25 protein-coding genes and 1 pseudogene are annotated in these 23701 nt (G+C 75.7%); 7 read left to right on the plus strand and 19 right to left on the minus strand.

Annotation, left to right across the window (positions count from 1 at the left end):
• From GD880_RS13155 to GD880_RS13165, 3 genes and pseudogenes are all read right to left on the minus strand, one after another.
• Positions 1-429 (minus strand): annotated as a pseudogene (locus GD880_RS13155) (hypothetical protein); the annotation flags it as partial.
• Positions 426-1121, minus strand: a complete 696-nt coding sequence (gene nadD / locus GD880_RS13160) for a nicotinate-nucleotide adenylyltransferase (RefSeq protein ID WP_152232083.1) — start codon at positions 1119-1121, stop codon at positions 426-428. The gene nadD and the pseudogene GD880_RS13155, both read right to left, overlap by 4 nt.
• A gap of 27 nt (positions 1122-1148) precedes the next feature.
• Positions 1149-1343 carry a hypothetical protein gene (locus tag GD880_RS13165; protein WP_152232084.1) on the minus strand — a complete coding sequence of 65 codons (195 nt, stop codon included), beginning with the start codon at positions 1341-1343 and terminating at the stop codon, positions 1149-1151.
• A 127-nt stretch (positions 1344-1470) separates the two neighbouring features.
• Here GD880_RS13165 and GD880_RS13170 point away from each other — a divergent pair, with 127 nt between their 5' ends.
• Positions 1471-2379, plus strand: a complete 909-nt coding sequence (locus GD880_RS13170; protein WP_152232085.1) for a putative RNA methyltransferase — start codon at positions 1471-1473, stop codon at positions 2377-2379.
• 23 nt (positions 2380-2402) lie between these two features.
• Here the strand turns inward: GD880_RS13170 and GD880_RS13175 are convergent, their stop codons facing one another.
• Together GD880_RS13175 and GD880_RS13180 are read right to left on the minus strand one after the other, a co-directional pair.
• Entirely contained in the window at positions 2403-3407 is a 1005-nt protein-coding gene (locus GD880_RS13175; RefSeq protein WP_152232086.1) for a cation diffusion facilitator family transporter, read from the minus strand.
• Entirely contained in the window at positions 3404-3895 is a 492-nt protein-coding gene (locus GD880_RS13180; protein ID WP_152232087.1) for a transporter substrate-binding domain-containing protein, read from the minus strand. Before GD880_RS13180 ends, GD880_RS13175 begins: the two co-directional genes overlap by 4 nt.
• A gap of 290 nt (positions 3896-4185) precedes the next feature.
• On the opposite strand from GD880_RS13180, the gene GD880_RS13185 reads away from it, so the two are divergent.
• Positions 4186-6183, plus strand: coding sequence for an acyltransferase family protein (locus GD880_RS13185; RefSeq protein ID WP_226909659.1), 1998 nt, complete (start codon positions 4186-4188; stop codon positions 6181-6183).
• A 151-nt stretch (positions 6184-6334) separates the two neighbouring features.
• On the plus strand, positions 6335-7180 hold the full coding sequence (locus GD880_RS13190; RefSeq protein WP_152232088.1) for a class II glutamine amidotransferase: 846 nt from the start codon (positions 6335-6337) through the stop codon (positions 7178-7180).
• 4 nt (positions 7181-7184) lie between these two features.
• On the opposite strand, the gene GD880_RS13195 is transcribed toward GD880_RS13190, so the two are convergent.
• The 7 genes from GD880_RS13195 to GD880_RS13225 form a co-directional block, all read right to left on the minus strand.
• On the minus strand, positions 7185-8495 hold the full coding sequence (locus tag GD880_RS13195) for an alpha-amylase family glycosyl hydrolase (protein ID WP_152232089.1): 1311 nt from the start codon (positions 8493-8495) through the stop codon (positions 7185-7187).
• 123 nt (positions 8496-8618) lie between these two features.
• Entirely contained in the window at positions 8619-9662 is a 1044-nt protein-coding gene (locus tag GD880_RS13200; RefSeq protein ID WP_152232090.1) for an LLM class flavin-dependent oxidoreductase, read from the minus strand.
• Complete coding sequence (locus GD880_RS13205; protein WP_152232091.1) at positions 9659-10492, minus strand: SDR family oxidoreductase; 834 nt, start codon at positions 10490-10492, stop codon at positions 9659-9661. The genes GD880_RS13200 and GD880_RS13205 overlap by 4 nt, the downstream gene beginning before the upstream one ends.
• 65 nt (positions 10493-10557) lie before the next feature.
• Positions 10558-10794 (minus strand): hypothetical protein, encoded by a 237-nt coding sequence (locus tag GD880_RS13210; RefSeq protein WP_152232092.1) that lies wholly within the window; start codon positions 10792-10794, stop codon positions 10558-10560.
• Positions 10795-10887: 93 nt separating this feature from the next.
• Positions 10888-11172 (minus strand): hypothetical protein, encoded by a 285-nt coding sequence (locus GD880_RS13215; protein ID WP_152232093.1) that lies wholly within the window; start codon positions 11170-11172, stop codon positions 10888-10890.
• Between the two features lie 10 nt (positions 11173-11182).
• Positions 11183-11518 (minus strand): DUF3140 domain-containing protein, encoded by a 336-nt coding sequence (locus tag GD880_RS13220; RefSeq protein ID WP_152232094.1) that lies wholly within the window; start codon positions 11516-11518, stop codon positions 11183-11185.
• A 199-nt stretch (positions 11519-11717) separates the two neighbouring features.
• Complete coding sequence (locus GD880_RS13225) at positions 11718-11948, minus strand: hypothetical protein (RefSeq protein ID WP_152232095.1); 231 nt, start codon at positions 11946-11948, stop codon at positions 11718-11720.
• Between the two features lie 239 nt (positions 11949-12187).
• On the opposite strand from GD880_RS13225, the gene GD880_RS13230 reads away from it, so the two are divergent.
• Positions 12188-13240 carry a CAP domain-containing protein gene (locus GD880_RS13230; protein ID WP_152232096.1) on the plus strand — a complete coding sequence of 351 codons (1053 nt, stop codon included), beginning with the start codon at positions 12188-12190 and terminating at the stop codon, positions 13238-13240.
• A gap of 127 nt (positions 13241-13367) precedes the next feature.
• On the opposite strand, the gene GD880_RS13235 is transcribed toward GD880_RS13230, so the two are convergent.
• Entirely contained in the window at positions 13368-14444 is a 1077-nt protein-coding gene (locus GD880_RS13235) for a metallophosphoesterase family protein (RefSeq protein ID WP_193314508.1), read from the minus strand.
• A 141-nt stretch (positions 14445-14585) separates the two neighbouring features.
• On the opposite strand from GD880_RS13235, the gene GD880_RS13240 reads away from it, so the two are divergent.
• A complete protein-coding gene (locus GD880_RS13240) occupies positions 14586-15260 on the plus strand; it encodes a DsbA family oxidoreductase (RefSeq protein WP_152232097.1) in 675 nt (224 codons plus the stop codon).
• Positions 15261-15382: 122 nt separating this feature from the next.
• Here GD880_RS13240 and GD880_RS20395 read toward each other — a convergent pair whose 3' ends face one another.
• Positions 15383-15541 carry a hypothetical protein gene (locus tag GD880_RS20395; RefSeq protein ID WP_193314509.1) on the minus strand — a complete coding sequence of 53 codons (159 nt, stop codon included), beginning with the start codon at positions 15539-15541 and terminating at the stop codon, positions 15383-15385.
• A gap of 28 nt (positions 15542-15569) precedes the next feature.
• Here GD880_RS20395 and GD880_RS13245 point away from each other — a divergent pair, with 28 nt between their 5' ends.
• Complete coding sequence (locus GD880_RS13245) at positions 15570-15917, plus strand: YciI family protein (RefSeq protein ID WP_226909647.1); 348 nt, start codon at positions 15570-15572, stop codon at positions 15915-15917.
• 70 nt (positions 15918-15987) lie between these two features.
• On the opposite strand, the gene GD880_RS13250 is transcribed toward GD880_RS13245, so the two are convergent.
• Entirely contained in the window at positions 15988-16515 is a 528-nt protein-coding gene (locus GD880_RS13250) for a hypothetical protein (protein WP_152232099.1), read from the minus strand.
• 96 nt (positions 16516-16611) lie between these two features.
• Between GD880_RS13250 and GD880_RS13255 the strand changes: the two genes are divergently transcribed.
• Positions 16612-17277: a hypothetical protein gene (locus tag GD880_RS13255; RefSeq protein WP_152232100.1), complete on the plus strand. Its 666-nt coding sequence runs from the start codon at positions 16612-16614 to the stop codon at positions 17275-17277.
• 13 nt (positions 17278-17290) lie between these two features.
• Here the strand turns inward: GD880_RS13255 and GD880_RS13260 are convergent, their stop codons facing one another.
• The 4 genes from GD880_RS13260 to GD880_RS13275 form a co-directional block, all read right to left on the minus strand.
• Complete coding sequence (locus GD880_RS13260) at positions 17291-19771, minus strand: transglutaminase family protein (RefSeq protein WP_152232101.1); 2481 nt, start codon at positions 19769-19771, stop codon at positions 17291-17293.
• Complete coding sequence (locus GD880_RS13265) at positions 19768-21132, minus strand: DUF58 domain-containing protein (RefSeq protein ID WP_152232102.1); 1365 nt, start codon at positions 21130-21132, stop codon at positions 19768-19770. The genes GD880_RS13260 and GD880_RS13265 overlap by 4 nt, the downstream gene beginning before the upstream one ends.
• A complete protein-coding gene (locus GD880_RS13270) occupies positions 21129-22109 on the minus strand; it encodes an AAA family ATPase (protein ID WP_152232103.1) in 981 nt (326 codons plus the stop codon). The genes GD880_RS13265 and GD880_RS13270 overlap by 4 nt, the downstream gene beginning before the upstream one ends.
• Before the next feature lie 116 nt (positions 22110-22225).
• On the minus strand, positions 22226-23539 hold the full coding sequence (locus GD880_RS13275) for a glutamate-5-semialdehyde dehydrogenase (RefSeq protein ID WP_152232104.1): 1314 nt from the start codon (positions 23537-23539) through the stop codon (positions 22226-22228).
• Between the last annotated feature and the right edge of the window lie 162 nt (positions 23540-23701).

Consider the following 23701-nt stretch of genomic DNA (forward strand, 5'->3'; position numbering starts at 1 on the left):
AGCCCGACGGGCCGGGGCGCCGGCGAAGGCCGGCTCGGGCGCCGGCGCGGGCTCGGCCGGGCGGGCCGACGCGGGGGCGTCCTGGACGGCGCCGGCCTGCGCGCGGGCGGGCCCGGTGGAGGCGGGCGCGCCCGAGGCGGGTGCCTCGCGGCGCTCGCGCCGCCGCACGGGCGCCGCGTCCGCCGACCCGGCGGCGCGCGCGGCGGCCTGGTCCGAGTTCAGCGGGTTGCCCTGCTCGTCCAACAGCTGCAGCTCGCCGGTGGCGATGGCCTCCCGGCGGGCCTCCTCCTCCAGCTGGCGGCGGCGGATCTCCTTGCGGCTCAGCGGCCGCCCCTCGCGCTCGGCCTGGGCGGCGGCGGCCCGCTCGGCCTCGCGCCGGCGGCGCCGCTCCCCCAGCCCGCCGGTCTCGGTGCTCGGCTCCTGGCTCACTTCGCTGCCTCCACGATGCGGGGCGGCACGTCGGCGCGCGTCGCCGCGACGTCCCGGTCCATCGTCTCCCGGCCCACGCCGGCGTCGTCCTCGGGCAGGTACAGCCCGTACTTGGCGATGTACTGCACGACGCCGTCGGGCACCAGGTACCACACCGGCTTGCCCCCCCGCACCCGCGCCCGGCACTCGGTGGAGGAGATGGCCATGGCCGTGACCTCCATGAGCGAGACCCCGGCCGCGGGCAGGCCCGTCATGTCCAGGTCGTGCCCGGGCCGGGTGACCCCGATGAAGTGGGCCAGCGACCAGAGCTCGTCGGCGTCCTTCCAGGTGAGGATCTGCGGCAGCACGTCGGCGCCGGTGATGAAGAACAGCTCGGCGTCGGGCAGGTCGCGGCGCAGGTCGCGCAGGGTGTCGATGGTGTAGGTGGTGCCGGGCCGGTCGATCTCCATGCGCGAGACGGTGAAGCGCGGGTTGGACGCCGTCGCGATCACGGTCATGAGGTAGCGGTGCTCGGCCGCGGTGACCTCGTTGCCCTGCTTGAAGGGCTGCTCACCGGTGGGGACGAAGATGACCTCGTCGAGGTTGAAGGCGTCGCGCACCTCGCTCGCAGCCACGAGGTGGCCGTGGTGCACCGGGTCGAACGTGCCACCCATGACACCGATCCGGCGCCGTTGCTTCGCGCCCCACGCCATGCTCGTGTCCCTCGTCCCCTCGGTGGCTCAGTGGTGCTGCGGCGCCTGCGCGTTCACCTTGTTCACCGCGTGGCGGTGGTAGGTGTGCCGGAACGCGAACGTCAGCAGCAGGAGCAGCACGAAGACGCCGAAGGTCAGCACGCCGAGCACCCACGGCTCGACGGTCAGGGTGGGGCTGGTGGTCTGCGTCTCTGCGGCAAACCTCACGAGCGAGCTGGTCATGGGGGTCCTTTCTCCAGTCCCGGCGGTCAGGGGCCTAGTGTGTCACGACTGCGCCCCCCGGCGCCGTCAGGGCCCGCCGGGCGTGGTGAGCGTGACGCGCCGCCCGGACCGCGGGCAGGATGCCGCCATGACGACGGCGATCCCCCCGGCGCTTGTCGGCGTGCTCCCCCGGCTGCGCTGCCCGGTGTGCGCCGGCACGCTCCAGCTCACCGCCGGCCCGGTGCGCTGCGCGAACGGCCATGCCTTCGACCTCGCCCGGCAGGGGTATCTCAACCTGGTCACCGGCCGCCGCCACGTCACCGGGGACACCGCCGCGATGGTCCTCGCCCGTGAGGCGTTCCTGGCCGGCGGGCACTACGCGCCGGTGGCGGCCGCGCTGGCGGACGCGGTGGCGCGCACGACGGCGACCGTGGGCGGCCTGGTCGTCGACCTGGCCGGCGGCACCGGGTACTACCTCGCCCGGGTGCTCGGGGAGCTCCCGGGCTGGGACGGGGCCTGCCTGGACGTCTCGGTGCCCGCGCTCAAGCGGGCCGCCCGCGCCCACCCGCGGGCCGCGGCGATCGGCGCGGACCTCCTGGGCGAGCTGCCGCTGCGCGACGCCGCGGCCGACGTCGTCCTCAGCACCTTCGGGCCCCGGCCGGCGGCGGAGGTCGAGCGGGTGCTCAGCCGCACGGGGGTGTTCGTCGTCGTCGCGCCGACGGCGGACCACCTGCGCGAGCTCGTCGGCCCGCTCGGCCTGGTCAGCGTGGACGAGGCCAAGGACGAGCGCCTCGCCACCCGGCTGGCCGGGTTCGAGCGCGCCGCCGTCGAGGAGGTGGCGTACGAGCTGCGGCTGGGCCGCGCGGACGTCGAGGCGCTGGTGGGGATGGGGCCCAGCGCCTTCCACCTGCCGGCGGAGGAGCGGCGCCGGCGGGTGGCCGCCCTGCCCGATCCCGCGCCGGTGACCGTGTCCGTGCGGGTCGCGACGTACCGCCCGCGGGGCGCCGCGGCCGCCGGCGGTGCGGTGCTGGGCCCGCCGGGCGACGACGAGGCGTAGCCGCGCCACCGGCCGATGGCGTGCTACCGGCCGGCGTCGTGCCCGGCCACCACCTCGTGCACGCCGGGCAGGAACTCCTCGGGGAGCTCCACCACCGGGACGACCACCAGGTCCTGGATCTTCCAGTCCGCCGCCACCGCCCGCTCGCGCGCGTCGACCAGCTCGGCCAGCATCGGCGCCGTTCCGCCGGCCGGCACGACGAAGGACTCGACGTGGAAGACGTGGCCCAGGTCGCGCACCCGCGAGCGCGCCTGCCCCACCCACGGCAGCGCCTCGAGCCGGGCGTCGACCTCGCGCACGAGCGGGTGCGGCTCCTCGCCGTCGTAGGTGGAGGCCCGGGCGTCCATGAGGGCGGCGACCGCCACGCGCAGGTTCGACACGCCGTCGCGCACGATGCTGGCGGCGATGAACAGGGCGGCGACGGCGTCGGCCCACCACAGCCCCACCCCGATGCCGAGGATGCCGACGACGGCGCCGCCGGCGGTCATCCAGTCGGCCTTGTTCATGTCCGCGTCGGCGTAGAGCACCCGGTCGTGCAGGGTGCGCGCGAGCGGCAGCTTGAGCCGGCCGAGGATCACCGGCGGGATGCCGGTCCAGGCCAGCACGACGATCATCAGCCAGCCGGACCAGACCGCGTGGCCGGCGACGTCGATGAGGCCGACGGGCGGGTGCTCGGCCGTGACCAGTCGGGTGGCGGAGTCCCACACGAGCAGGGCGCCCATGCTCAGCAGCGCCGTGGCGGCGACGAGGTGCCCCACGCCGATCGCGCGGTGGTAGCCGAAGGGGTGCTTCGGGCTCGGGGCGCGGCGGGTCACCCGCACCGCGACGAGGAACGCGATGGGCGGGATGAAGGAGAGCATGTCCTCGGCCCAGGCGGCCTTCATCGCCTGCGAGGAGCCCATGACCAGGTAGACGGGGACGACGGCGGTGACGAGGTAGACGAGCGACACCCACTCCAGCCGCATCGCCCGGCGCAGGGCCCGCTCCTGCTCGGCGGGCAGCTCCGTGTTCCCGAACCGCGCGCTCATGCTAGCTCCTTGCCCAGGAGGAAGCTCTCGAGCTCGACGAGGAAGGCGTTCTCCCCCTTCGGCGCGGCCATGACGTGCAGCTCCTTCGCCCCCTCCGGGCCCACCGCCTCGGCGTAGCGGTAGGTCAGCGCCGCCTTCTGCGCCCAGGGCGAGCGGGCCGTCGGGCCGCCGACGACGAGGTCGAGCTGGCCGCGCTCGAGCCGCGCGACGAGGGACTCCTCCCCACCGACGGTCCAGTCGACCTCGGCGTCGAGGGTCCGGGCGAACTCCTCCACGAGCACCGCCTCGGTGCCGGAGGGCGGGGCGTCCTCGGCGGTGACGATCGTCCACGGCGGGTTGGGCGAGACGCCGACCCGCAGGACGCCGCCGCGCACGCGCTCGAGGGTGCCGTCGGGGTCGGTCGGGATGGTGGCGGAGCAGCCCGCGGCGAGGCCGGCCAGGAGCAGGCCGGCGAGCAGGCCACGCAGCCGGCGCCAGTTTCGGGTCATGTCGGCAGTAAACGGCAGTCACGAATTTCCGCACCTCGAGCGGCCGGCCGCCCGCCGGCGCCGCGGCTCAGCCGCCTTGCTCGAAAACCCTCCGGTTCTCGACCGTTCCGGGGCACGTTCCCGACCGGGAAGCCCGGCAATGAGACCACTCTCACGGCCGCCCCCACGACGGGGGACCATACCATCGACAGGTGTCGTTAAGTCTCTCCCGAAACTCCGCCGTGCCGGCTGCCCCCGCGCGCCCGGGGCTCGAGGACTCCCCGCGCCCCGAGGCGGGCGGGCCGCCCCGGGTGGCGCCTCGCGCCCCGGCGCCGCGCCGCTTCCGTCCCGAGATCCAGGGCCTGCGCTCCCTCGCGGTGCTGATGGTCGTGACCTACCACGTCTTCCTCGACCGGGTCTCCGGCGGGGTGGACATCTTCCTCATGATCTCGGCCTTCCTCCTCACCCTGTCCTTCACGCGCAAGGTCGAGGAGGACCGGCCGCTCGCCCTCGGCCGGCACTGGCTGCACCGCTTCAAACGGCTCATGCCGGCCGCCGCGGTCACGATCGTCGGCACGCTCGCGGCCGCCTGGCTGTGGCTGCCGCCGTCGCGCTGGGCCGCCGTGCTCGACCAGGCCTGGGCATCTCTGCTCTACGCCCAGAACTGGCTGCTCGCGGCCACCTCGGTGGACTACTACGCCAGCGACGACTCCCTGGCCAGCCCGCTCCAGCACTTCTGGTCCCTGTCGATCCAGGGCCAGGTCTTCCTCCTGTGGCCGCTCGTGCTCGCCGGCGGCGCGTGGCTGAGCCGCCGCCTCGGCTGGCGCTACCGCGCCGTCCTCGCGGTGGCCTTCGGCCTGGTCTTCGTCGCCTCCCTCGCCTTCTCCGTCCACGAGACGGCGACCAATCAGGCCTTCGCATACTTCGACACCCGCGCCCGCCTGTGGGAGTTCGCCGCCGGCTCGCTGCTGGCCCTCGCGCTGCCGTACCTGCGCGCCCCGCGCCTACTGCGGGTGGTGCTGGGCTGGACGGGCGTCGTCGCCATGCTCGCGTGCGGGCTGCTGCTGCCGGTGGGCCAGTCCTTCCCGGGCGTCGTCGCGCTGTGGCCCATCGGTGCCGCCGCGCTGGTCATCGTGGCCGGACAGACGGGCTCGCGGCTGGGCGCGGACCGGCTGCTCTCGGCCCGCCCGCTGGTCGGGATGGGCAACGTCTCCTACGCCCTCTACCTCGTGCACTGGCCGATCCTCACGACCTACCTCGCCGTGGCCGGCGAGGCCCGCGCCTCCCTCGCCGCCGGGCTGGCCATCATCGCCGCCTCGGTGGTCGCCGCCTACCTGATCACCCGCCTCGTGGAGACCCCGCTGCGCCGCGCCGCCTGGACCGAGGCGCGTCGGTGGCGGATGGCGGCCGTCGTGGCCGCGTGCCTGACCGTCGTCGCGGTGCCCGCGGCCGCCTGGCAGACGGACCTCACCCGCACCGCCCAGGCCGCCGGCGTCAGCGGCGCGGCGACCAACCCCGGTGCCCTGACCCTGCGGACAGGCGTCCCCGGCGACGCGTCGGCCCCCACCCTGCCCCTGGCGACCCAGCTCGACCGGCAGTGGGTGCACCTGGACCACCAGTGCCAGGGCCGGTTCGCGCCGTCCGACCCGCGGCTGGAAGAGTGCACCCAGACCCTCGTCGAGGGCGAGCCGAGCAAGGTGGTCCTCGTCGTGGGCAACTCCCACGCCGAGCAGTGGATGGCCGCGCTCGAGCCCGTGGCGCGAGAGCGCAACTGGCAGCTCGTGGGCCTGCTCAAGGGCGGGTGCGCGTTCGGCGAGCCCACCGCCGGCCAGTCGGACTTCTGCGCCGGCTGGCTCGCGGCGGCCAAGGACTACGTGCTCGACGTCCAGCCCGACGCCGTGTTCACCGTCGCCACCGCGGCGGCGCCCAGCGCCCCGGACGAACGTGAGGTCACCGGGTACGAGCAGCTGGTCCGGGAGCTGACCGGCCGCGGCATCGAGGTCGTCGGGATCCGGGACAACCCGCGGTTCACCTTCAACATGTACCAGTGCGTCGAGGACCGCGGCGCGGCGGCGTGCGAGGTGCCGCTCGAGACGGCCCTCGCCCCCACCAACCCGGCGGTGCCCCTCGACGCGATCCCCGGCGTCCATCTCGTCGACCTGACCGACCGGCTCTGCCCGGACGGCGTCTGCCGGCCCGTCATCGGCAACGTCCACGTCTACCTCGACGACAACCACCTCACCGCGGACTACTCCGCCACGCTGGCCGCCGACATGCGCGAACGGCTGCTGGCCGCCACCGGCTGGTGAGCCCGGCGCCGCCCGGGGACGGCCCCGGGCGGTGCCGGCGCCGGGCCGGGGTGCGCCGGGCCGGGCCGCGCCGGGCCGCGCTCCGCCGGCGCGGCCCGTCGTGCGCGCCGCGCACCGAGCCGGTTCACTGGCCTCCCAGGAGGTGAGGACGATGTGCCGCTGGCTGGCGTACTCCGGCTCGCCGGTCCTGGCCGAGGAGCTGCTTTTCAAGCCCACCCACTCACTGATCGACCAGAGCCTGCACTCCAAGCTCGGGGCGACGACGACGAACGGGGACGGCTTCGGGCTGGGCTGGTACGGCGAGGGCGAGGCCCCCGCGCTGTTCAAGAGCATCGAGCCGGCCTGGAACGACCAGAACCTGCGCGAGGTGGCCGGCCAGATCCGCACGAGCCTGTTCTTCGCGCACGTGCGCGCCTCCACCGGAGCCCCGGTCCAGCGCACCAACTGCCACCCGTTCCGCTACGGCCGCTGGATGTGGATGCACAACGGCGGCATCACCGGCTTCCCGCACCTCAAGCGCGACCTCGACGCCGTCGTCGACCCCGACCTGTACCCGTACATCGAGGGCTCCACCGACTCGGAGGTGCTCTTCTACCTCGCGCTGACCATGGGGCTGATGGACGACCCGCCCGCGGCGGTCGAGCGGGCGGTCGGCTTCGTCGAGGACGTCGCCGCCCGGCACCGGGTCATGCACCCGGTCCAGATGACGGTGGCGACCTCCGACGGGGAGTCGGTGTGGGGGTTCCGGTACTCCAGCGTGGGCAAGTCCCGGTCGCTGTTCTACTCCGCCGAGGTGGCGACGATGCGCAAGCTGCACCCCGAGCTGCCCGTGCTTCGGCTGCTGGGCGAGGAGTCCCGCCTCATCGTCTCCGAGCCGCTGCGCGACCTGCCCGGGGCGTGGCACGAGGTGCCGGAGTCGCGCTGGGGCGTGATCCGTCCCGACGGCGACGACGAGATGCACCGTTTCCGCCCCTTCTCGGCGCCGCGGCTGGTGTGAGCGGTTATCCCAGCACCGCCCACGCGTGCGCCGGCACCCGGACGAGCCCGTCGCCGGCGGCCGCGTGCCCGGCGAGCACCGCGGGCGCCGGCGTCGCCTCGTACGCCACCTCCGCGTCGCCGTCGGCCAGGTTGAGGACGACGAGGAGGCGGCCCGCCGCGGGGCCCCGCGGCGCCGTGACCTCGTAGGCGAGCACCTCGTTGGTGAGGGTCAGCGTGCGGGTGCGGGCCCGGTGCAGCCAGGGGTGGCGCCGGCGCAGGGCGATCAGCTCCTGGTGCAGGCGGTAGACCGGCCACCCCTCGTCGGGGAGGTCCGCGGGCGCGGCGGGGAACGGCTGGCGGATGGCGTCGTCGCCGCCCAGGCGCTCCTCCTTGAGGCCGGTCAGGCCCTGCTCGTCGCCGTAGTACAGGCTCGGCGTGCCGCCGACGGTGAGCAGCACGACGAGCGCGTGGGGCAGGTGGCGGTCGTCGGTGAGCCGGGTGGCCAGGCGGGTGACGTCGTGGTTGCCCACGAAGGTCAGCGGCGCGAAGGTGTCCAGCATGGCGTTGTGCCGGCCCAGGGCGTGGTCGAGCTCCCACAGGTTGCGGTCGTTGAGCGAGCTCCAGATGGCCTTCCACAGCTCGTACTGGGTCACGGCGTCCATCCCGGACTCGGCCACGATCGCCGCGTACTCGCCGTGGATGACCTCGCCCACCACGTACGCCTCCGGGAACTCCTCGCGCACGCCGGGCAGCACCTGGGCCCAGAAGGCCGGCGGGACGGCGTAGGCGGCGTCCAGGCGCCACCCGTCCGCGCCCCGGCCGAGCCAGTAGCGCATGACCTCCCCGACGAGCTCGGCCACGGCGGCGGCGTCGTGGTCGAGGGCCACCAGGCCCCCGTGGCCCTCGAAGGTGGCGTAGGTCGGCTCGCCCTGCGCCGGCCAGGTGACGTGGAAGAGCCCGCCCTCGGGCGCGCCCGGCCGGCCCAGGGCCGCCCGCACGAGCGGGTGGCGCGAGCCGACGTGGTTGAACACCCCGTCGAGGACGACCTTGAGCCCGCGCGCGTGCGCGGCGGCCACGAGGGCGTCGAAGTCGTCCAGATCGCCCAGGCGCGGGTCGATGGCGAAGTGATCGATGGTGTCGTAGCCGTGGCTGTAGGAGGTGAACACCGGGCCGAGCAGCAGGCCCGAGACGCCCAGGTCGACGGCGTAGTCGAGCCAGTCCACCAGCCGCGGCAGCCGGTGGGTCACCGCCTGATCCTCGGCGAGCACCGGCTCGGCGCCGAGGAAGCCCAACGGGTAGACCTGCCAGAAGATCGCGTGCTCGTGCCAGCCCATGGGGGCATCCTCGCGGACCGGCGCCGGGGGAGGCGAGCGCGGGGCCCGCCGCGGAGGGGACGGGGCGGCGCACCGAGACGTCGCGTGCCTCCGGGGGCGCGGAGGCGAGGTGGCCCCGCGGGCTCAGGCCGGCGCCGGCGCCCACCCGATCGCCGGGGCGACGTGCCGGGCGACGGACTCGAGCAGGTGCGCGTTGTAGTCCACCCCGAGCTGGTTGGGCACGGTGAGCAGCACGGTGTCGGCCGCCTGGACGGCGGCGTCGCCGGAGAGCTCCCTGGCGATGACGTCCGGCTCGCCGGTGTAGCTCTTGCCGAACCGGGCCACGACCCCCTCGAGGAAGCCGACCTGGTCCTCGTTCTCCTCGGCGCGGCCGCCGAAGTAGGCCCGGTCCTCGTCGGTGGTCAGCGGGATGACGCTGCGGCTGACCGAGACCCGCGGCTCGCGCTCGTGCCCGGCGGCCCGCCACGCCTCGCGGTAGGCCGCGATCTGCTGGGCCTGCAGCTCGTCGAAGGGCACCCCGGTGTCCTCCGAGAGCAGGGTCGAGCTCATGAGGTTCATCCCCTGCTGGGCGGTCCACCGGGCGGTGCGCCGGGTCCCGGACCCCCACCAGATCCGCTCGCCCAGCCCCGCGGAGTGCGGCTGGATCGCCAGCCCGCCGGCCGAGCCGGTCATCTGCGGGTCCGCCCGCGCCACCGGCGTCCCGGCGACCGCGGCGCGGAAGATCTCCGCGTGCTCGCGGGCCATGTCGGCGTCGCTGCGCCCGTGCCCGGGCACGTACCCGAAGGACTCGTAGCCGCGCAGGGCCGGCTCGGGCGAGCCCCGGCTGATCCCCAGCTGCAGCCGCCCGCCGCTGATCAGGTCGGTGGCCGCGGCCTCCTCGGCCAGGTACAGGGGATTCTCGTAGCGCATGTCGACGACGGCGGTGCCCAGCTCGATCCGCCGGGTGCGCGCCGCGATCGCCGCCAGCAGCGGGAACGGCGAGGCGAGCTGGCGGGCGAAGTGGTGCACGCGCACGAAGGCGCCGTCGAGGCCGAGCTCCTCGGCGACGACGGCCAGCTCGACGGTCTGCAGGTGCGCCTCGGCCGCGGTGCGGGTGCGCGAGCCGGGCACGGCCTGCCAGTGCCCGAAGGAGAGGAAGCCGATGCGCTTGCGGTGCGCGGCGGTCACGGCCGGCGCCAGTCGTCGCTCGTCAGGTGCGAGCCCGCCTGCGGGCCCATCTGCAGCATGCCGCCGTCGACCACCCAGGACGCGCCGGTGACGTACCCGGCGTCCGGGCCGCACAGGAACGCCACCGTGGCGGCGATCTCGCGCGCGTCGCCCGGCCGGGCGACGGGGATGCCAGGGCGGTCCTTGCCCTGCAGCACGCTCTCGTCCTCCTGCCCGGTCATCGGGGTGGCGATCTCCCCCGGCGCGACGGCGTTGACCGTGATGCCGTGCTCGGCCAGCTCGAGGGCCGCGACCGTGACCAGCAGCCCGAGCCCGCCCTTGGCCGCGCAGTACGGGCCGGCGCCCACGCGCGGGGCGTGCTCGTGCACGGAGGTGATCGCGACGATGCGCCCGCCGGTGCCGCCGTCGACCATGTGCCGGGCCGCGGCCGTGAGGCAGCAGAACGCCCCGTCGAGGTCGACGCCCACCACCTGGCGCCACCGGTCGTAGTCCATGCCCAGAAGGAGCTCGGCGCTGCCGGTGCCCGAGCACATCACCAGGGCGTCCAAGCCGCCCATCTCCCCCACCAGGGCGTCGACGACCGCGGCGCCGTCCCGGGGGTCGGTGAGGTCCAGGCGCCGGACGTGCGCGGTGGCCCCGTGCGCAGCGATCTCCGCGGCGGTGCGGCGGGCGCCGTCGTCGTCCTCGTGCCAGGTCAGGGCGATGTGGCGGCCCGGCGCGGCCAGCGCGACGGCGGTGGCCCTGCCGATGCCGGAGTCGGCGCCGGTGACGACGACGCGGCGGGCCTCGAAGGCGGCGGGCGGCCAGGCGGGGTTGGGGGCGGCGGTCATGCGGTCTCCCTCCGGCAGGGGCGCGCGCCCCGCCGACGGACGGGGCGCGCACGTGGGCTGGTCGGTCAGCTGCCGGCGGAGAGCCGCTTGGCGAGCATCGCCTTGCCCTGCTCGGCCCCCTTGCGGCTGTCGTGCTGGGCCTTGCGGAAGAACTCGGCGAGCTCGTTGTCGCCCTCGCGCTCGGCGTCCTGGATGTAGGTCTCCAACCGCAGGGCGTTGGACAGGCACGCCTCGGTGAACCAGATGATGTTGTAGTCCTTGTCCTTGGTGCCGGTGACCTCGCCGGTCTCGCTGGTGCTCATCGGTGCGTTCCCCTCATGTGTAGGTGGCCGCGACCGGTCCCGGCCGCGGCGCCGACGATCCGCCCGGCTCCGATGTCGGGCGCGCCCGCCCGGTCAACCCTCGCGGGCGACCAGCTTCAAGAAGGTGCTGTCCGAGCCGTCCGCCTTCTGCTCCTGGTAGAGGAAGGCGAGCTTCTCCTCGTCGAACTTGGCGAACCAGTCGTCCCAGCTGATGTGTTCGAGCTCCTTGGCGCCGGCCCCGCCAGGGAAGTCGATGCGGAGCACGCCGGCCGTCTCGGACCTCTCGGTGCCCCGCACGCTCGCGGGCTTGCCGTCGTGCTGCTCGACCCAGGTGCGGATCTCGTCGTGGTCGGTGGTCGTGTGGCTCTTCGAGGCCATCGTCTCCTCCTCAGCTGGGCTTGAGCGGGTCGTGCCCGAGCGACATGAGACGGTGCCGCCACGCCTCCGACCCGGCGGTGGGCTCGGGCTCTTCCCCGCGCGCGGCGCGGATCTGCTCGACGACGTCGCGCATCACCACGATGTCGTCGTCGGTGAGGTCGGTGCGGCGCTTGCCGAGCACCTCCAGCACCGTGCGGGACCGTTCGTTGCCGGCCTGGTCGGGCAGAACCTCGCCCTCCTCGCCGGCCGCCGACGTGGTGAGCCAGTCACGCAGCTCCGCCGAGGTCATGTTCACCAGGACGTGGAACTCGTCCCAGAGCTCGTCGTCGATCGCGGTCTCGGCCATGCGTCCTCCTGGTGGGCCGGGGGCTGCTGTCCGTGCTCCGACCGTACGAGCGATGGCAAATGGGCGCACCTCGGCACCGCCGCGCGAGGAGACCCGGTGTGGTGCGAGGTCAGCGCGGCGGCGGGTGAGCTGCGGCGCGCCGGACCCGGTCCCGGCGCGCGGGTACGTCAGACCGGACCCGGTCCCGGCGCGCGGTGCGTCAGAGGCGCTCGAGGCGCGGGCTGTTCAGCGCCACCCGGCGGCGCTCGCCCTTGCCGAAGTCGACGATGACCGAGGCGGGTCCGTCGAGGGCGACCACGCGGCCGAGCCCGTGGCGGTCGTGGCTGACCTGCTCGCCGACGGCGATCGGGGCCGCCTGCGCGGCTGCCGCCTCCCGGGCCGCGTTGAACGGGCTGTTGGCGAGATGCGGACGCTTGCCGGAGGAGGTCATGGGTCCAGTGTCCCTCCGCCGCTCGCCCGGAGAAACCCGGGCGCGACTTTCGTCGCCGTTCTCACGTCGATCCGGCCGCCCGCACCGATGGCGCGTCAGCGCTGGTAGGGCCGGGATTCCGGGGCAGTGCCGCGCCACACCCGGCCCCGGCGGCGGCCGTCCCTGGACCGGCCCAACAACGGACGTTATCGAACTGTTACCTTGACGCCCGTCCTTCACCCTCCCCAGGAGAACCAGCCGTGACTGTCCTGTCCTCCCGCCAGCGCCGATCCGCCCTCGCCGCCGTGGCCGCCGCCGCAGTCGCAATCCCCGCCGGCCTGGCCGCCGCCCCGGCCACGGCCGCCCCGGTCACGGCCGCCCCCGCCGCGCTCCAGGCCTCGACGGCCGCGCAGCTCGAGGCGGCGATCGTCGCCCAGGTCAACGCCTACCGCGCCGCCAACGGGGTCGCCCCGCTCACCCGCAACAGCGGCATCGACTCCGTCGCCCGCGGCTGGAGCCAGAACCAGGCGGACCGCGGCACCATGTCGCACAACCCCCGCTACGCCGACCAGATGCCCGCCGGGGCCTCGGCGTGGGCCGAGAACGTCGCCTACCTGCAGGGCTACAGCGTGAGCGAGATGGCCAAGGTCTTCGTCGACGACTGGATCGGCTCCCCCGGCCACCGGCGCAACATCCTCGACGCGAACATGACCCACACCGGGGTCGGCATCGCCCAGAACGCCGCCGGCGAGGTGTACGCGACGCAGAACTTCGGCCGCTACGCGGGGGGGATCTCCGGCGACCGCGCCACGGCGTCCCCCACCCCCAAGCCCGCACCGTCGTCTCCGGCTCCGAAGGCCGCACCGCCGACGCCCACCCCGAAGGCCGCACCGCCGACGCCCGCCCCGAAGGCCGCACCATTGACGCCCGCCCCGAAGGCCGCACCATTGACGCCGGCCCCGTCGCCGACGACGGACAGCGCTCCGGCGCCCGCGCCCCAGGCCCCCGCGCCGCAGCCGGAGCGGCCGACCGCCACCGGCCCGACGGCGGGTCAGACCCCCGCGCCGGCCCCGAGCACCCCGGCGTCCCCCGCGGACGAGTCCGCCGAGCCCACGCCCGAGGCCGCCGAGGGCGCCGCCACGGACCACGCCGGCACGCCGAGCGAGACCGCCGACCACCCCGCCGAGGCGGCGGCGGACGGCGCCGAGCGCGCGGAGGAGGCCACCGGCCACGAGTCCCGGCACGCGAGCGAGCGCCTCAACCGCTTCCAGCGGATGGTGCTCGAGATCCTCATGAGCGTCTTCACGCGCTGATGAGGACCCGGCTGGAGGCCCGCACCACGGTGCGCGCCTCCGGCCGAGGAGCAGGTCCCGCCGCGGCGGTCGGGCCCTGCCCCTCCGCTCCGCCCGCGGCCCGTGCGGCCTCGATCGGCGGGCGCCGTCACGACGCGAACGGGACGGCCTCCCAGGTCAGGACCTCGTCCGTGCGGGCGGCGTTCGGCGCGACGGTGAAACGCAGGTAGCTCGTGGCGTTCGCCGCACCGTCGACCGTCACGCGGCGCAGGTCGTCGGCCGGGGCCGCGCCGTAGACCGCGAGCCACGGCGACCCCGCGGCCAGCGGAGCGTTGACGGCGTAGGCGTGGCTGTCGCCGTTGATGAGGTACACGGGCCCGTCGAACCGGTTGGTCTCCGCCACGAGCGCGGCGACGATCTCCCGGGAGCCGCTGACGGCCGCGGGGTCCGCCTGGGCGCCGGCCAGCTGGGCGGGGTCGAACATGTCGGCCTGGGTGAGGATGACGACGGCGCGGTCGTGCCGCTGGGTCGCTTCGGCGAAGGTGGTCCGCAGCTGCGCGACGACGGCGGCGGTGCGGTGCTCGACCTCGGCGAGCTGCGCCGTCGTCGGCTCGGACAGGCCGCGACCGGCCCACGGCTGGAGGGCGTTGTTGCTGCCCTGGACGTTCACGACGGAGAAGGCCACGCGGTCGTGGCCGAAGGTGACGTTCTCCGGCAGCCCGAGCGCGGCCTGGGACCGCACCGGCATGGTGGCACCGAGGGTCTTGCCGGGCACCGGGAAGAAGACCTCGCGGACTGTGGCCAGCCGCTCGAGCGGGTCGTAGGCGCCGTTGTTGGTGCGGTGGCAGTCCACCCACTCGTTGTCGCCGGGGGTGTAGACGAGCGGGTGCTCGAAGGTGTCCAGCGCTGATCGGATGCCGGCGAAGTAGGCGTCGGAGCACTCGGACGAGCCGTCCTTGATGTCGCCGACGTGCGCGACGAAGCGCAGGTCGTCCTCGTTCATCTGCCGGATCTGGCCGGGAAAGGCCGCGCCGGCCGCGGTGCCGTAGGGCACGTCGCCGATGACGGCGAAGCTGAAGGCGTCCTGGGACGGCGCGTGCTGCGCCGGGGTGGGCGCGGCGTGCGAAGCGGGCGCCTGCGGGGCGGGCGCGGCCGACGCCGGCGCTGCGCACAGCGCGGCCACCAGGGCCAGGCCGGCGCCGACGAGGGAGCGGGAGATGGGCAACGTGTCCTCCTGGGTCGATGGGCGGCGGGGACCTTATCGGACCCAGCAGAGCGGTAACCCACGGGGCGGTGAACGCCGGGTGACGCGAGCGCGGACGGCACCGGCACGGAATGCTCGGCGCGGCCGCCGGGTTGACCCGGCATGAGCCAACCCATCTCCGTGCACGTGTGGTCCGACATCGCCTGCCCGTGGTGCTACATCGGCAAGCGCCGGTTCGAGTCGGCCGCCGCCGCCTTCGACGGGCAGGTCGAGGTCGTCTACCACTCCTTCGAGCTGGCCCCGGACACGCCGGTGGACTTCGAGGGCAGCGAGGTGGACTTCCTCGCCGGCCACAAGGGCATGCCGCGTGAGCAGGTCGCCCAGATGCTCGGGCAGATGACCCAGCTGGCCGCCACCGAGGGCCTGGCCTACGACTTCGACAAGGTGCAGCACACCAAGACGCTCAAGGCCCACGAGCTCCTGCACCACGCCAAGACCCAGGGCCTGCAGCTCGAGGTCGCCGAGCGACTCTTCTCGGCCTACTTCGAGCAGGGCCGCCACGTCGGGCACGAGGAGGACCTGGTGGCCCTCGCGGCCGAGGCCGGGCTCGACCCGGAGGAGGCGCGCCGCGTCCTCGCCGAGGGCACCTACCGCGCCGACGTCCAGGCCGACATCGCGGCCGCCCGCCAGCTCGGCATCCAGGGCGTGCCCTTCTACGTCGTGGGCGAGAAGTACGGCGTCTCGGGCGCCCAGAGCCCCGAGGTCTTCGCCGAGGCGCTGCGCCGGGCCGCCGCCGAGCGCGACGCCGGGGAGCCCGCGGGCCAGGCGGCCCGGTGAGCGCCCCGGAACCGGCGCGCGCCGGCCAGGTCGCGACCGCGACGCCGGCGAGCACGGGGGGCCCGTCTCTGTCCGACCGCGGCGGCCTCCTCGGGCTCGGCGGTGTCGGCGGGCTCGGCGGCCTACCCGGGCTCGAGGGTGTCGGCGGGCTCGAGCCGCTCGGTGAGGCGGGGGCGGGCGTGTGCGTCGACGGCGTCTGCGCGGTGCCGGGCGTCGAGCCGGCCGCCCCCCGCCCGGCGGAGTAGCGCGCCCGCGGCCCCGGTGTGGGCGGGAGGTGCCATGCTCGGCTCCGAACCCAAGGGAGGACCCGTGAAGTACCTGCTGCTGATCGCCGTCCCCGAGGCGGAGGACCGCCCGGACGTCACCCCGCCCGGCTGCGGCACGTGGAGCGAGGACACCGTGCGTCGCGGCGTCATGCGCCACACGAGCCAGCTGCGTCCGCACGTCGAGGCCCGGACCGTGCGCGTGCGCGACGGCCGCCCGCAGGTCTCCGACGGGCCCTACACGGAGGCCAAGGAGGTCATCGCCGGCTACGCCCTCATCGAGTGCGACAGCCACGCGGAGGCCCTCGAGGTGGCGGCGCAGCACCCCGTCGCCTCGTACGGCGCGGTCGAGGTGCGCCCGCTCCTCGAGGGCAGCGGGGTGCCGTTCGGCTGACCGGCCCCTCCGCCGCCGTCGGCACGGGGGCGCGCCGCCGTGCCGGGACGCGCAGGCGGTCGCGCCGGCGTCAGCCGGCCGCCGCCTCCCGGACGGGGACGCCGGTGAGCGGCGCGCCGCCGCCGACGGTGCGCCGCGCGAGTGCCCGGGCGAGCCGGGCGATGCCCCAGGCCTCCCCCGCGGCGACGACGACGAAGGCGCCCAGCACGAGGACCACCAGCAGGAGCCGGGACCCGCCGGCCCGGACGAGCTCAGCGGCGTCGTCCTGCACCGCGATGTTGACGGCCTCGAAGAGGAGGAACGCCGCGCCCAGCGCCAGCAGCCCGTAGCCGGTCCGCCGGGCCCCCAGGGCCGTGGTCAGCGCGCCGGGCAGCATGGCACCGACGAACACGAGGACGATGAAGAAGGTGCCGAGCGCCGAGAAGCGCGTCTCCCCGTCGCCGAGGAGGGCGACCAGCCGCATGAGCAGCCGCGCCATCGCACCGGCGAGCACGCCGACCGCCACGGCGGCGAGCAGGCCGGCCAGCACGCGGGTGCCGATGGTCCTGAGCATGGAGGGGTCCGTTCGTCCGGGGCGGTCGTCGTCGACCGCCTGCACGCCCCGAGCCTAGGAACGTCATCCGTTCCGGTCATTCCCGAATTTCTGGGGCAGTTCCTCGCCCGCCCCATGACGGGCCGCCCTAGGCTCCGGCGCATGTCCCGATCTCTTCTCGGCGTCCTCGCCGCGCTCGCGGGCCTGGCCTCCATGGCGGTGCTCATCACCGTGCCGACGGTCCAGTGCCTGGCGTGCCAGGCGTCCCTGCGATCGTCCGACCAGACCCTGGTCCGTCTCTTCACCGAGCGGGAGCGCGAGTTCTATGCGGCCGCCTACGCCGAGCTGCTCGCCCTGTTCCTGTTCGTCTGGTTCCTGGCCTACCTGTACGGCGAGCTGCGCCGGGTGGCGCCGGGCCGGGTCCTCGCCACCGTGGTGGTCATCGCCGGCGGGCTGTTCGGTGCCGGCGTGCTCATCCAGGTCCTGCTCTCGCTGGCCGCCACCACGGTCGCCGAGAGCGGTGACGCGACCATCGCCCGGGTGGTGTTTGCCGTCTCGTACGACGGCGCCTTCGCTCTCGCCGCGCCGGTGGCCGCGCTGGTGGGTGCGACGAGCCTGGCCATCCTGCGGTCGCGGTGGCTCCCGCGGGCGTTGGGGTGGGCGGGGCTGCCGGTGGTGCTCGTCGCGCTGGCGTGGATCACGCCGGGCATCGGTGCCGTCGGCGGCATGGCCTGGTTGGTGGCGCTGGGCGTGTGTCTGGGGGCGCAGGCCCTCCGCACGCGTGCGCCGGTCGCGCCTGCCGCGGCCCCGGTGGCGGAGCCGTCGTGACCCGGTGCGGCGCCTACCGCCTGGTGAGGCTCCGCCCCGCCCGTCGCGCCTGAGGCGCGGCGCGCCGCCTCGGGCTCTCCGTCGCCCGGGCCGCCGCACCGACCCCGAGCACCTGGCCCAGGCGCCCCGTGGCCTCGCGCAGCTGGGTGGTCCCGCTGCGCGGCCACAGCGCCGCCCGCACCCGGGCGCGCCAGGGGGCGGCCGCCCGCACCTGGCGGGTCACCTCGCGCACGTCGTCGACCATGGTTCCCACGGCGGCGCCGCCGGGGGCGTACCGCGCGGCCTCCACCCGCCCGGCCGCGCGGGCCAGGGCCCGGGCGCCGTCCGCGTCCAGCGGCGCGGCGCGCGCGTAGTGGGCCCGCAGCTGGCGCGGGGTGGCCGCGCGCGGGGCGGTCACGCCGAGGTCGGTCAGGGTCGCGGTGAGGGCCTCCCACTCCCCCTCGACCGCGGCCGCGTCGTCGCCGGCCCGGCGCCGGGCACCCCTGCGCCGCCACCGGCCGGCCAGCGGGACCAGCGCGCCGAGCAGCACCAGGGCGACGCCGACGCCCGCGCCCGCCACGAACCGCCGCGCCCCGTCCCACCAGGCCGGCTCGTCCAGCACCGGGGTGTCGCCGAGGCCCGTGCCCATGCTGGGCCGCTCGGCCGCCGCCGTCGGGGCGGGGGCGGGCGCGGGCTGGATCGGCGCCCCGGGGGTGCGGTAGACGGGCGCGGTGCCGGACCGGGCGCCGGGGGTCGGCTCGAACCGGGTCCACCCCAGGCCGGTGATGTACAGCTCGGGCCAGGCGTGTGCGTCCGCCGCGACGACGGTGCGGGCGCCGTCCTCGCCCTTCTCGCCGGGCAGGAAGCCCACCGCGAGCCGGGCCGGGATGTCGGCGGCCCGGGCGATCATGACCATCGCGGTGGCGAACTGGACGCAGTAGCCCACCTTGGTCTCGAGGAAGTTGCTGATGGGGTCGAGCGGCTGCCCGTCCGGGCCGGGCACCGGGTCGGCCAGGGTGAGGGAGTACCGGAACGCGCTGCCGCGCAGGTAGGACTGGATGGCCATGCCGGCCTGCTCCTGGCTGGTCGCGCCCCCGGTGAGCTTCTGGGCGAGCGCCGTCGCCACCGGCGCGGAGGCCGGGTCCACGGCCAGGGTGGCGGGATCGGCGTCCGGCGGCGGGCCGCCCTGCCCCATCCCCTCGGGCAGGGCGCCGAGGAGGCGCCAGTAGCTCGCCCCGTAGCTCTCCGGGCGCTCGGCGACGACGACGGCGCCGGTCGCCGGCCGCATGCCCCACCGGATCGAGCCGAAGTCGGCGTTGGTGAGCGTGGCCGGGACCGCGACCTGCGGGGCGCGCAGCTCGTTGTGGAACACCGTCAGGGAGTGCTGCTCGACGTCGATGCCGCCCGGGGGCAGCGGGTACCCCTGCTGCACCGGCGGCTCCTCCGGGCCGGGCACCCAGCGCCGCCCGTCGTAGGTGGTGCTCACCGCGACGCGCAGCGGGGTGCCCATCGGGTCGTCGGTGCGGTAGCGCAGCACGGGCCGGGTGCTGCGGCTGGCGAGGTCGGCGGCCAGGTCGAGGGTGTCGGTGAAGGTCACCGGGCCGTCCTGGGCCTGGCCGGCGGCGCGGACCAGTCCCTGGGCCAGGACGGTGGGCGGCAGGTGGGGCAGCGCGGCGGGCACGAGCAGCGCGAGGACGACGGCGACGGCGCCCACCACCCGGCCCCAGCGGGCGTAGCCCTGCGCGCCCTGGCGCACGCCGCGCTCGGCCTCGGCGCGGTCGTGGCTGAAGGGGTCCTCGTGCTCACCCCGGGCCGCCTCGCCCCGGGCTCGGCCCTCGCTCTGCGTTGCGCCCTCGCTCCTGGATCCGTTCTCGCTCCGGGTCTCGCCGCGGCGCCAGGCCCGGATCTCGCCCACCCCCTGCCGGCCGACGAGCAGCAGCCAGGCGGCCGCCGGGGCGAGGAAGAACTTCGGGTGCAGCGCGACCCCGGTGCCCGACGCGCTGACGGTCAGCACGGCCAGCAACGGCAGCCCGGCCAGCGCCGGGGACCGGCGGGTGACCGCGAGCGCGTCGACGGCGAGCCCCACCAGCGCGATCGCCACGACGACGACGAGCACCATGCCCGGGCGGGCGGTGACCGGCACCGTCTCGTCCCGGATGGTGGCGATGCCCTCCCCCACGAGCCGGGCCGCCTCGCTCACCGCCGCGAGCCGGGGCAGCCCGAGCCAGTGGTATCCCGGCACGAGGATCCACGACAGCACCAGGGCGGCGACCGCCGCCTGCAGCGCGACGACGGCGGGCCCGGAGCGGTCGGCGCCGCGGGCCAGCGCCCCGGTGACGGCGATGACGCCGAGCCCGGTCAGCGCCGGCAGCAGCCAGCTCGCGTCGCTCAGCAGCAGGGTGACCGGCCAGCTCGCCACCGCGGTCGTCAGGGCCGCCAGCCCCGCCTGGGGCCACCGCGCCCGGTCGGAGCGGAGCCCGACCAGGACCCGCTGCGCGACGTCGGCCGCGCTCACCGGGCCACCGCCGGCGGGGCGGCGGTCCCGGCCGGCTCCGCCGTCCCCGTCGCCGTCCCCGTCGGAACCGCGGCGGTGGGGGCCGTCGCGGCCGGCACCGTCCGGGCCGCCGTGCGGTCGGGCGGCGCCGCGGTCGCGGCGCGCCAGACCGTGCTCGGCGGGTCCCCGGCACGGGCGACCGCGGTGCGCCAGCCCCCCGCGCGGGCGAGCCGGGCGAGGCGGTCCGCCCGGTCCGCGGCGCCGGGGCCGGGCGGGTCGGCCAGCGCCCCGGGAGCGAAGGTCTCGGCGCGCACCAGCAGGAGCACCCCCGCGGCCCCGTGCGGGCGGGCCGGGACCAGGCGCCGCAGCGCCGGCTCGTCGTGGTCGGTGGCCACGGCGACCACCGCGCCGGCGGGCAGCTCCCGGGCGGCGCGCAGCACCGGGTCGAGGTCGCCCCAGTGCACCCGGGCGCGGGCCAGCTCACGCAGCACGGCGTCGGCGCCGAGCACCCGCGCGGCGGTGCCCTCCCGGACGGTGTCGGCGCTGACCAGGGACAGCGACCAGCCCTGCCGGCCGAGGTGGACCGCGACGGAGGCGAGGGCGCTGACCGCCCACTCGAACGAGCCGTCCTCGTCGGTGCCCCAGTGGGCCTTGGCGCGCGAGTCCAGGACGAGGGTCGCGCGGCGGCGCGCCGGGCGCTCCTCCTGGCGCACCATGAGCTGACCGCGGTGGGCGGTGGCCGGCCAGTGCACGCGCCGCAGGTCGTCGCCGTAGCGGTAGTGGCGGGTGCTTATGTCGTCCTCGCCCTGGGGGGCGACGCTGTGCGGGACGTGCCAGTCGCCCGCGTCCCCCTCCCGGCGCAGGCGGACGCCGCCGAGCTCGTGCACCCGCGGCAGGACGACGAGCTCGGCGGGGTCCCCCGGTTCGAGCCCGGCGCGGGTGAGGCCGAAGGGGTCGCGCAGCTCCAGGGCGAGCGGCCCCAGGGCGTAGACCCCGCGCCGGGCGGGATGGAGCCGGTAGGTCGCGGCGTGCCGCTCGCCCACCCGCAGGGGCGGCAGCACGAGGCGCGGCGCGTCGCCCAGGGCGGGGTCCAGCCGCTCGGTGGCGAGGAACGGCAGGGTGGGGCGCCGGCCCTCGTTGCGCACCTCGAGGGTCACGGTGGCCTCGCCGTCGGGCCAGAGCAGGTCCGGGGCGACGCTCCGCCGCACGCCCAACCGCGGCGTGCGGCGCCACCCGGTCAGCACGGCGAGCGCCGGCAGGGCGGCCAGGAGCACCCCGATCCGGGTGATGTCGGGGTAGCCGAGGACGACGGCGGCGAGCACGGCCGCCAGCCCGGCGGCGAGGAAGGCCAGGCCGCGGGTGGTCAGCCGCAGCGGCCTCATCGCGGGCGGCTGGGGACGGGAACGTCGGCCAGCACGGCGCCGAGCACGTCCTGGGCGCCCATGCCGCTCAGCTCCGCCTCGCTGGCGAGCAGCACCCGGTGGGCGAGGACGGGGACGAGGAGCTCCTGGACGTCGTCGGGCAGGACGTGGTCGCGGCCCTGGAGGGCGGCGCGGGCCCGGCTCGCGCGCAGCAGCTGCAGGCCCGCGCGGGGGCTGGCGCCGAGCCGCAGGTACCGGCTGGCGCGGGTGGCGGTGACCAGGTCCACCACGTACTGCCGCACCGCCGGGCTGGCGTGAAGCCGCTCGACCACGCCGACCAGGCCGGCGACGGTGGCCGCGTCGGTGACCGGGGCCAGGCCCTCGAGCGGGGAGCCGGCGCCGTGGGTGTCGAGCATGGCGAGCTCGGCCGCCGGGGACGGGTACCCCATGGAGATGCGGGCCATGAAGCGGTCGCGCTGGGCCTCGGGCAGGGGGTAGGTGCCCTCCATCTCCAGCGGGTTCTGGGTGGCCATGACGATGAAGGGCCCGGGCAGCGGGTAGGTGCGCCCGTCGACGGTGACCTGGTGCTCCTCCATCGACTCCAGCAGCGCCGACTGGGTCTTCGGGGACGCGCGGTTGATCTCGTCGCCGACCACCACGTTGGCGAAGATCGCGCCGGGGCGGAACTCGAACGCGTGGGTGTCCTGGTTGAACACGCTGACGCCGGTGACGTCCGAGGGCAGCAGGTCCGGGGTGAACTGGATGCGCCGGACGGTGGAGTCGATGGTGTGCGCGAGCGTCTTGGCCAGCAGGGTCTTGCCCACGCCGGGCACGTCCTCGATGAGCAGGTGACCGCCGGCCAGGAGCACGGTCAGGGCGGTGCGGACCGCCTCGTCCTTGCCCTGGACCACGGTGGTCATGGCGCGGTGGACGTCGCCGACGACGGCGTGCAGGTGGTCCAGGGCGGTGTCGACGTCCCCGATGACGGCCGGTTCCATGGGCCGATGGTCCCCCATGGGGCCCCTCGACGAAACCGTAATCGCCGTCCGATTTTGGGGAGGTGCGTTGTGCGGCGCCTCGCGCCGGCCGTGACGCCCGGCGCGGCGGGGTCGGGCTATTCGCGGATCTGCCCGTCGCCCTCGACGATCCAGGTGGTCGTGGTCAGCTCGGCCAGCCCCATCGGACCCCGGGCGTGCAGCTTCTGCGTCGAGATGCCGATCTCCGCGCCGAGGCCGAACTGGCCGCCGTCGGTGAAGCGGGAGGAGGCGTTGACGATGAGCGCGGCGGCGTCCAGCTCGGTGGTGAACCGGCGGGCGGCGCCGAGGTCGCGGGTGCAGATGACCTCGGTGTGCCCCGAGGAGTAGCGCCGAATGTGCTCGAGCGCCTCGTCGAGGGAGTCCACCACCTTCACGGCGAGGTCGAGCGAGAGGTACTCGGTCTCCCAGTCCGCCTCGGTGGCCGGCTCGAGCCGCAGGCCCGCGGGCGCCGCGGCGGCCGTGGCGTCGTCGCCGTGGATGGTCACGTCCTTCGCCCGCAGCGCCTCGAGCACCGCCGGGAGGAACTCCCCCGCCACGTCCCGGTGGACCAGGAGCGTCTCGGCGGCGTTGCACACGCCGGTGCGCTGGGTCTTGGAGTTGAGCACGATCGGCACCGCCTGCGCGACGTCGGCGCCGGCGTCGACGTAGACGTGGCAGTTGCCCACGCCGGTCTCGATGACCGGCACCACCGACTCGCGCACGACCGTCTGGATGAGGTCCGCGCCCCCGCGCGGGACGAGCACGTCGACCAGCCCGCGGGCGCGCATGAGCTCGACCGCGCCTGCCCGCCCGTGGGCGTCGATGGACTGCACCAGCTCGCGGGGCAGGCCCCGGGCGGCGAGCGCGTCGGCGAGGATCTCCACGATGACGGCGTTCGAGCTCGCGGCGGCGGAGCCACCGCGCAGGATGACGGCGTTGCCGGACTTCAGCGCCAGGCCGGCGGCGTCGACGGTGACGTTGGGCCGCGCCTCGTAGATCATCCCGACGACGCCCATCGGCACCCGCACCTGACGCAGGCGCAGCCCGTTGGGCAGCGTCGAGCCGCGCACCACCTCGCCCACCGGGTCCGGCAGGGCCGCGAGCTCGCGCAGCGCGTCGGCGATCGCGCCGATGCGGTCCGCGTCGAGGGCCAGCCGGTCGAGCAGGGAGGTCTTCATGCCCGCGTCCCGGCCGCGCTCGAGGTCGGCGCCGTTCGCCTCGATGATGCGCGCGGCGCCGGCGACCAGGGCGTCCGCCATGGCGTGCAGCGCGGCGTCCTTCTGGGCCCGGGTGGCGGTCGCGAGCGCCCGCGAGGCGTGCTTCGCGGCTCGGGCGACGTCGACGACGGCGGCGCGCACGTCGACGGCGGACGCGGCCGGCTCCTGCGCGGGCGAGACAAGGGTGTCGCTCATGGCCAACAGCGTACGGTGACCGCCCGAGTACCGGTATGACGCTGCTCACCAACTGGGCACGGGAGGGCGCGCGCCGCGACGCGCCCTTTCCGGTTCCGGGCCCAACATCTGCCCGATCGATCCGGTCGGTTGTCGTCCGCAGCGCGGGCACGGCGAGGCCGC

It is taken from the genome of Georgenia ruanii (assembly GCF_009193175.1).
GTDB classification, from domain to species: Bacteria; Actinomycetota; Actinomycetes; order Actinomycetales; family Actinomycetaceae; genus Georgenia; species Georgenia ruanii.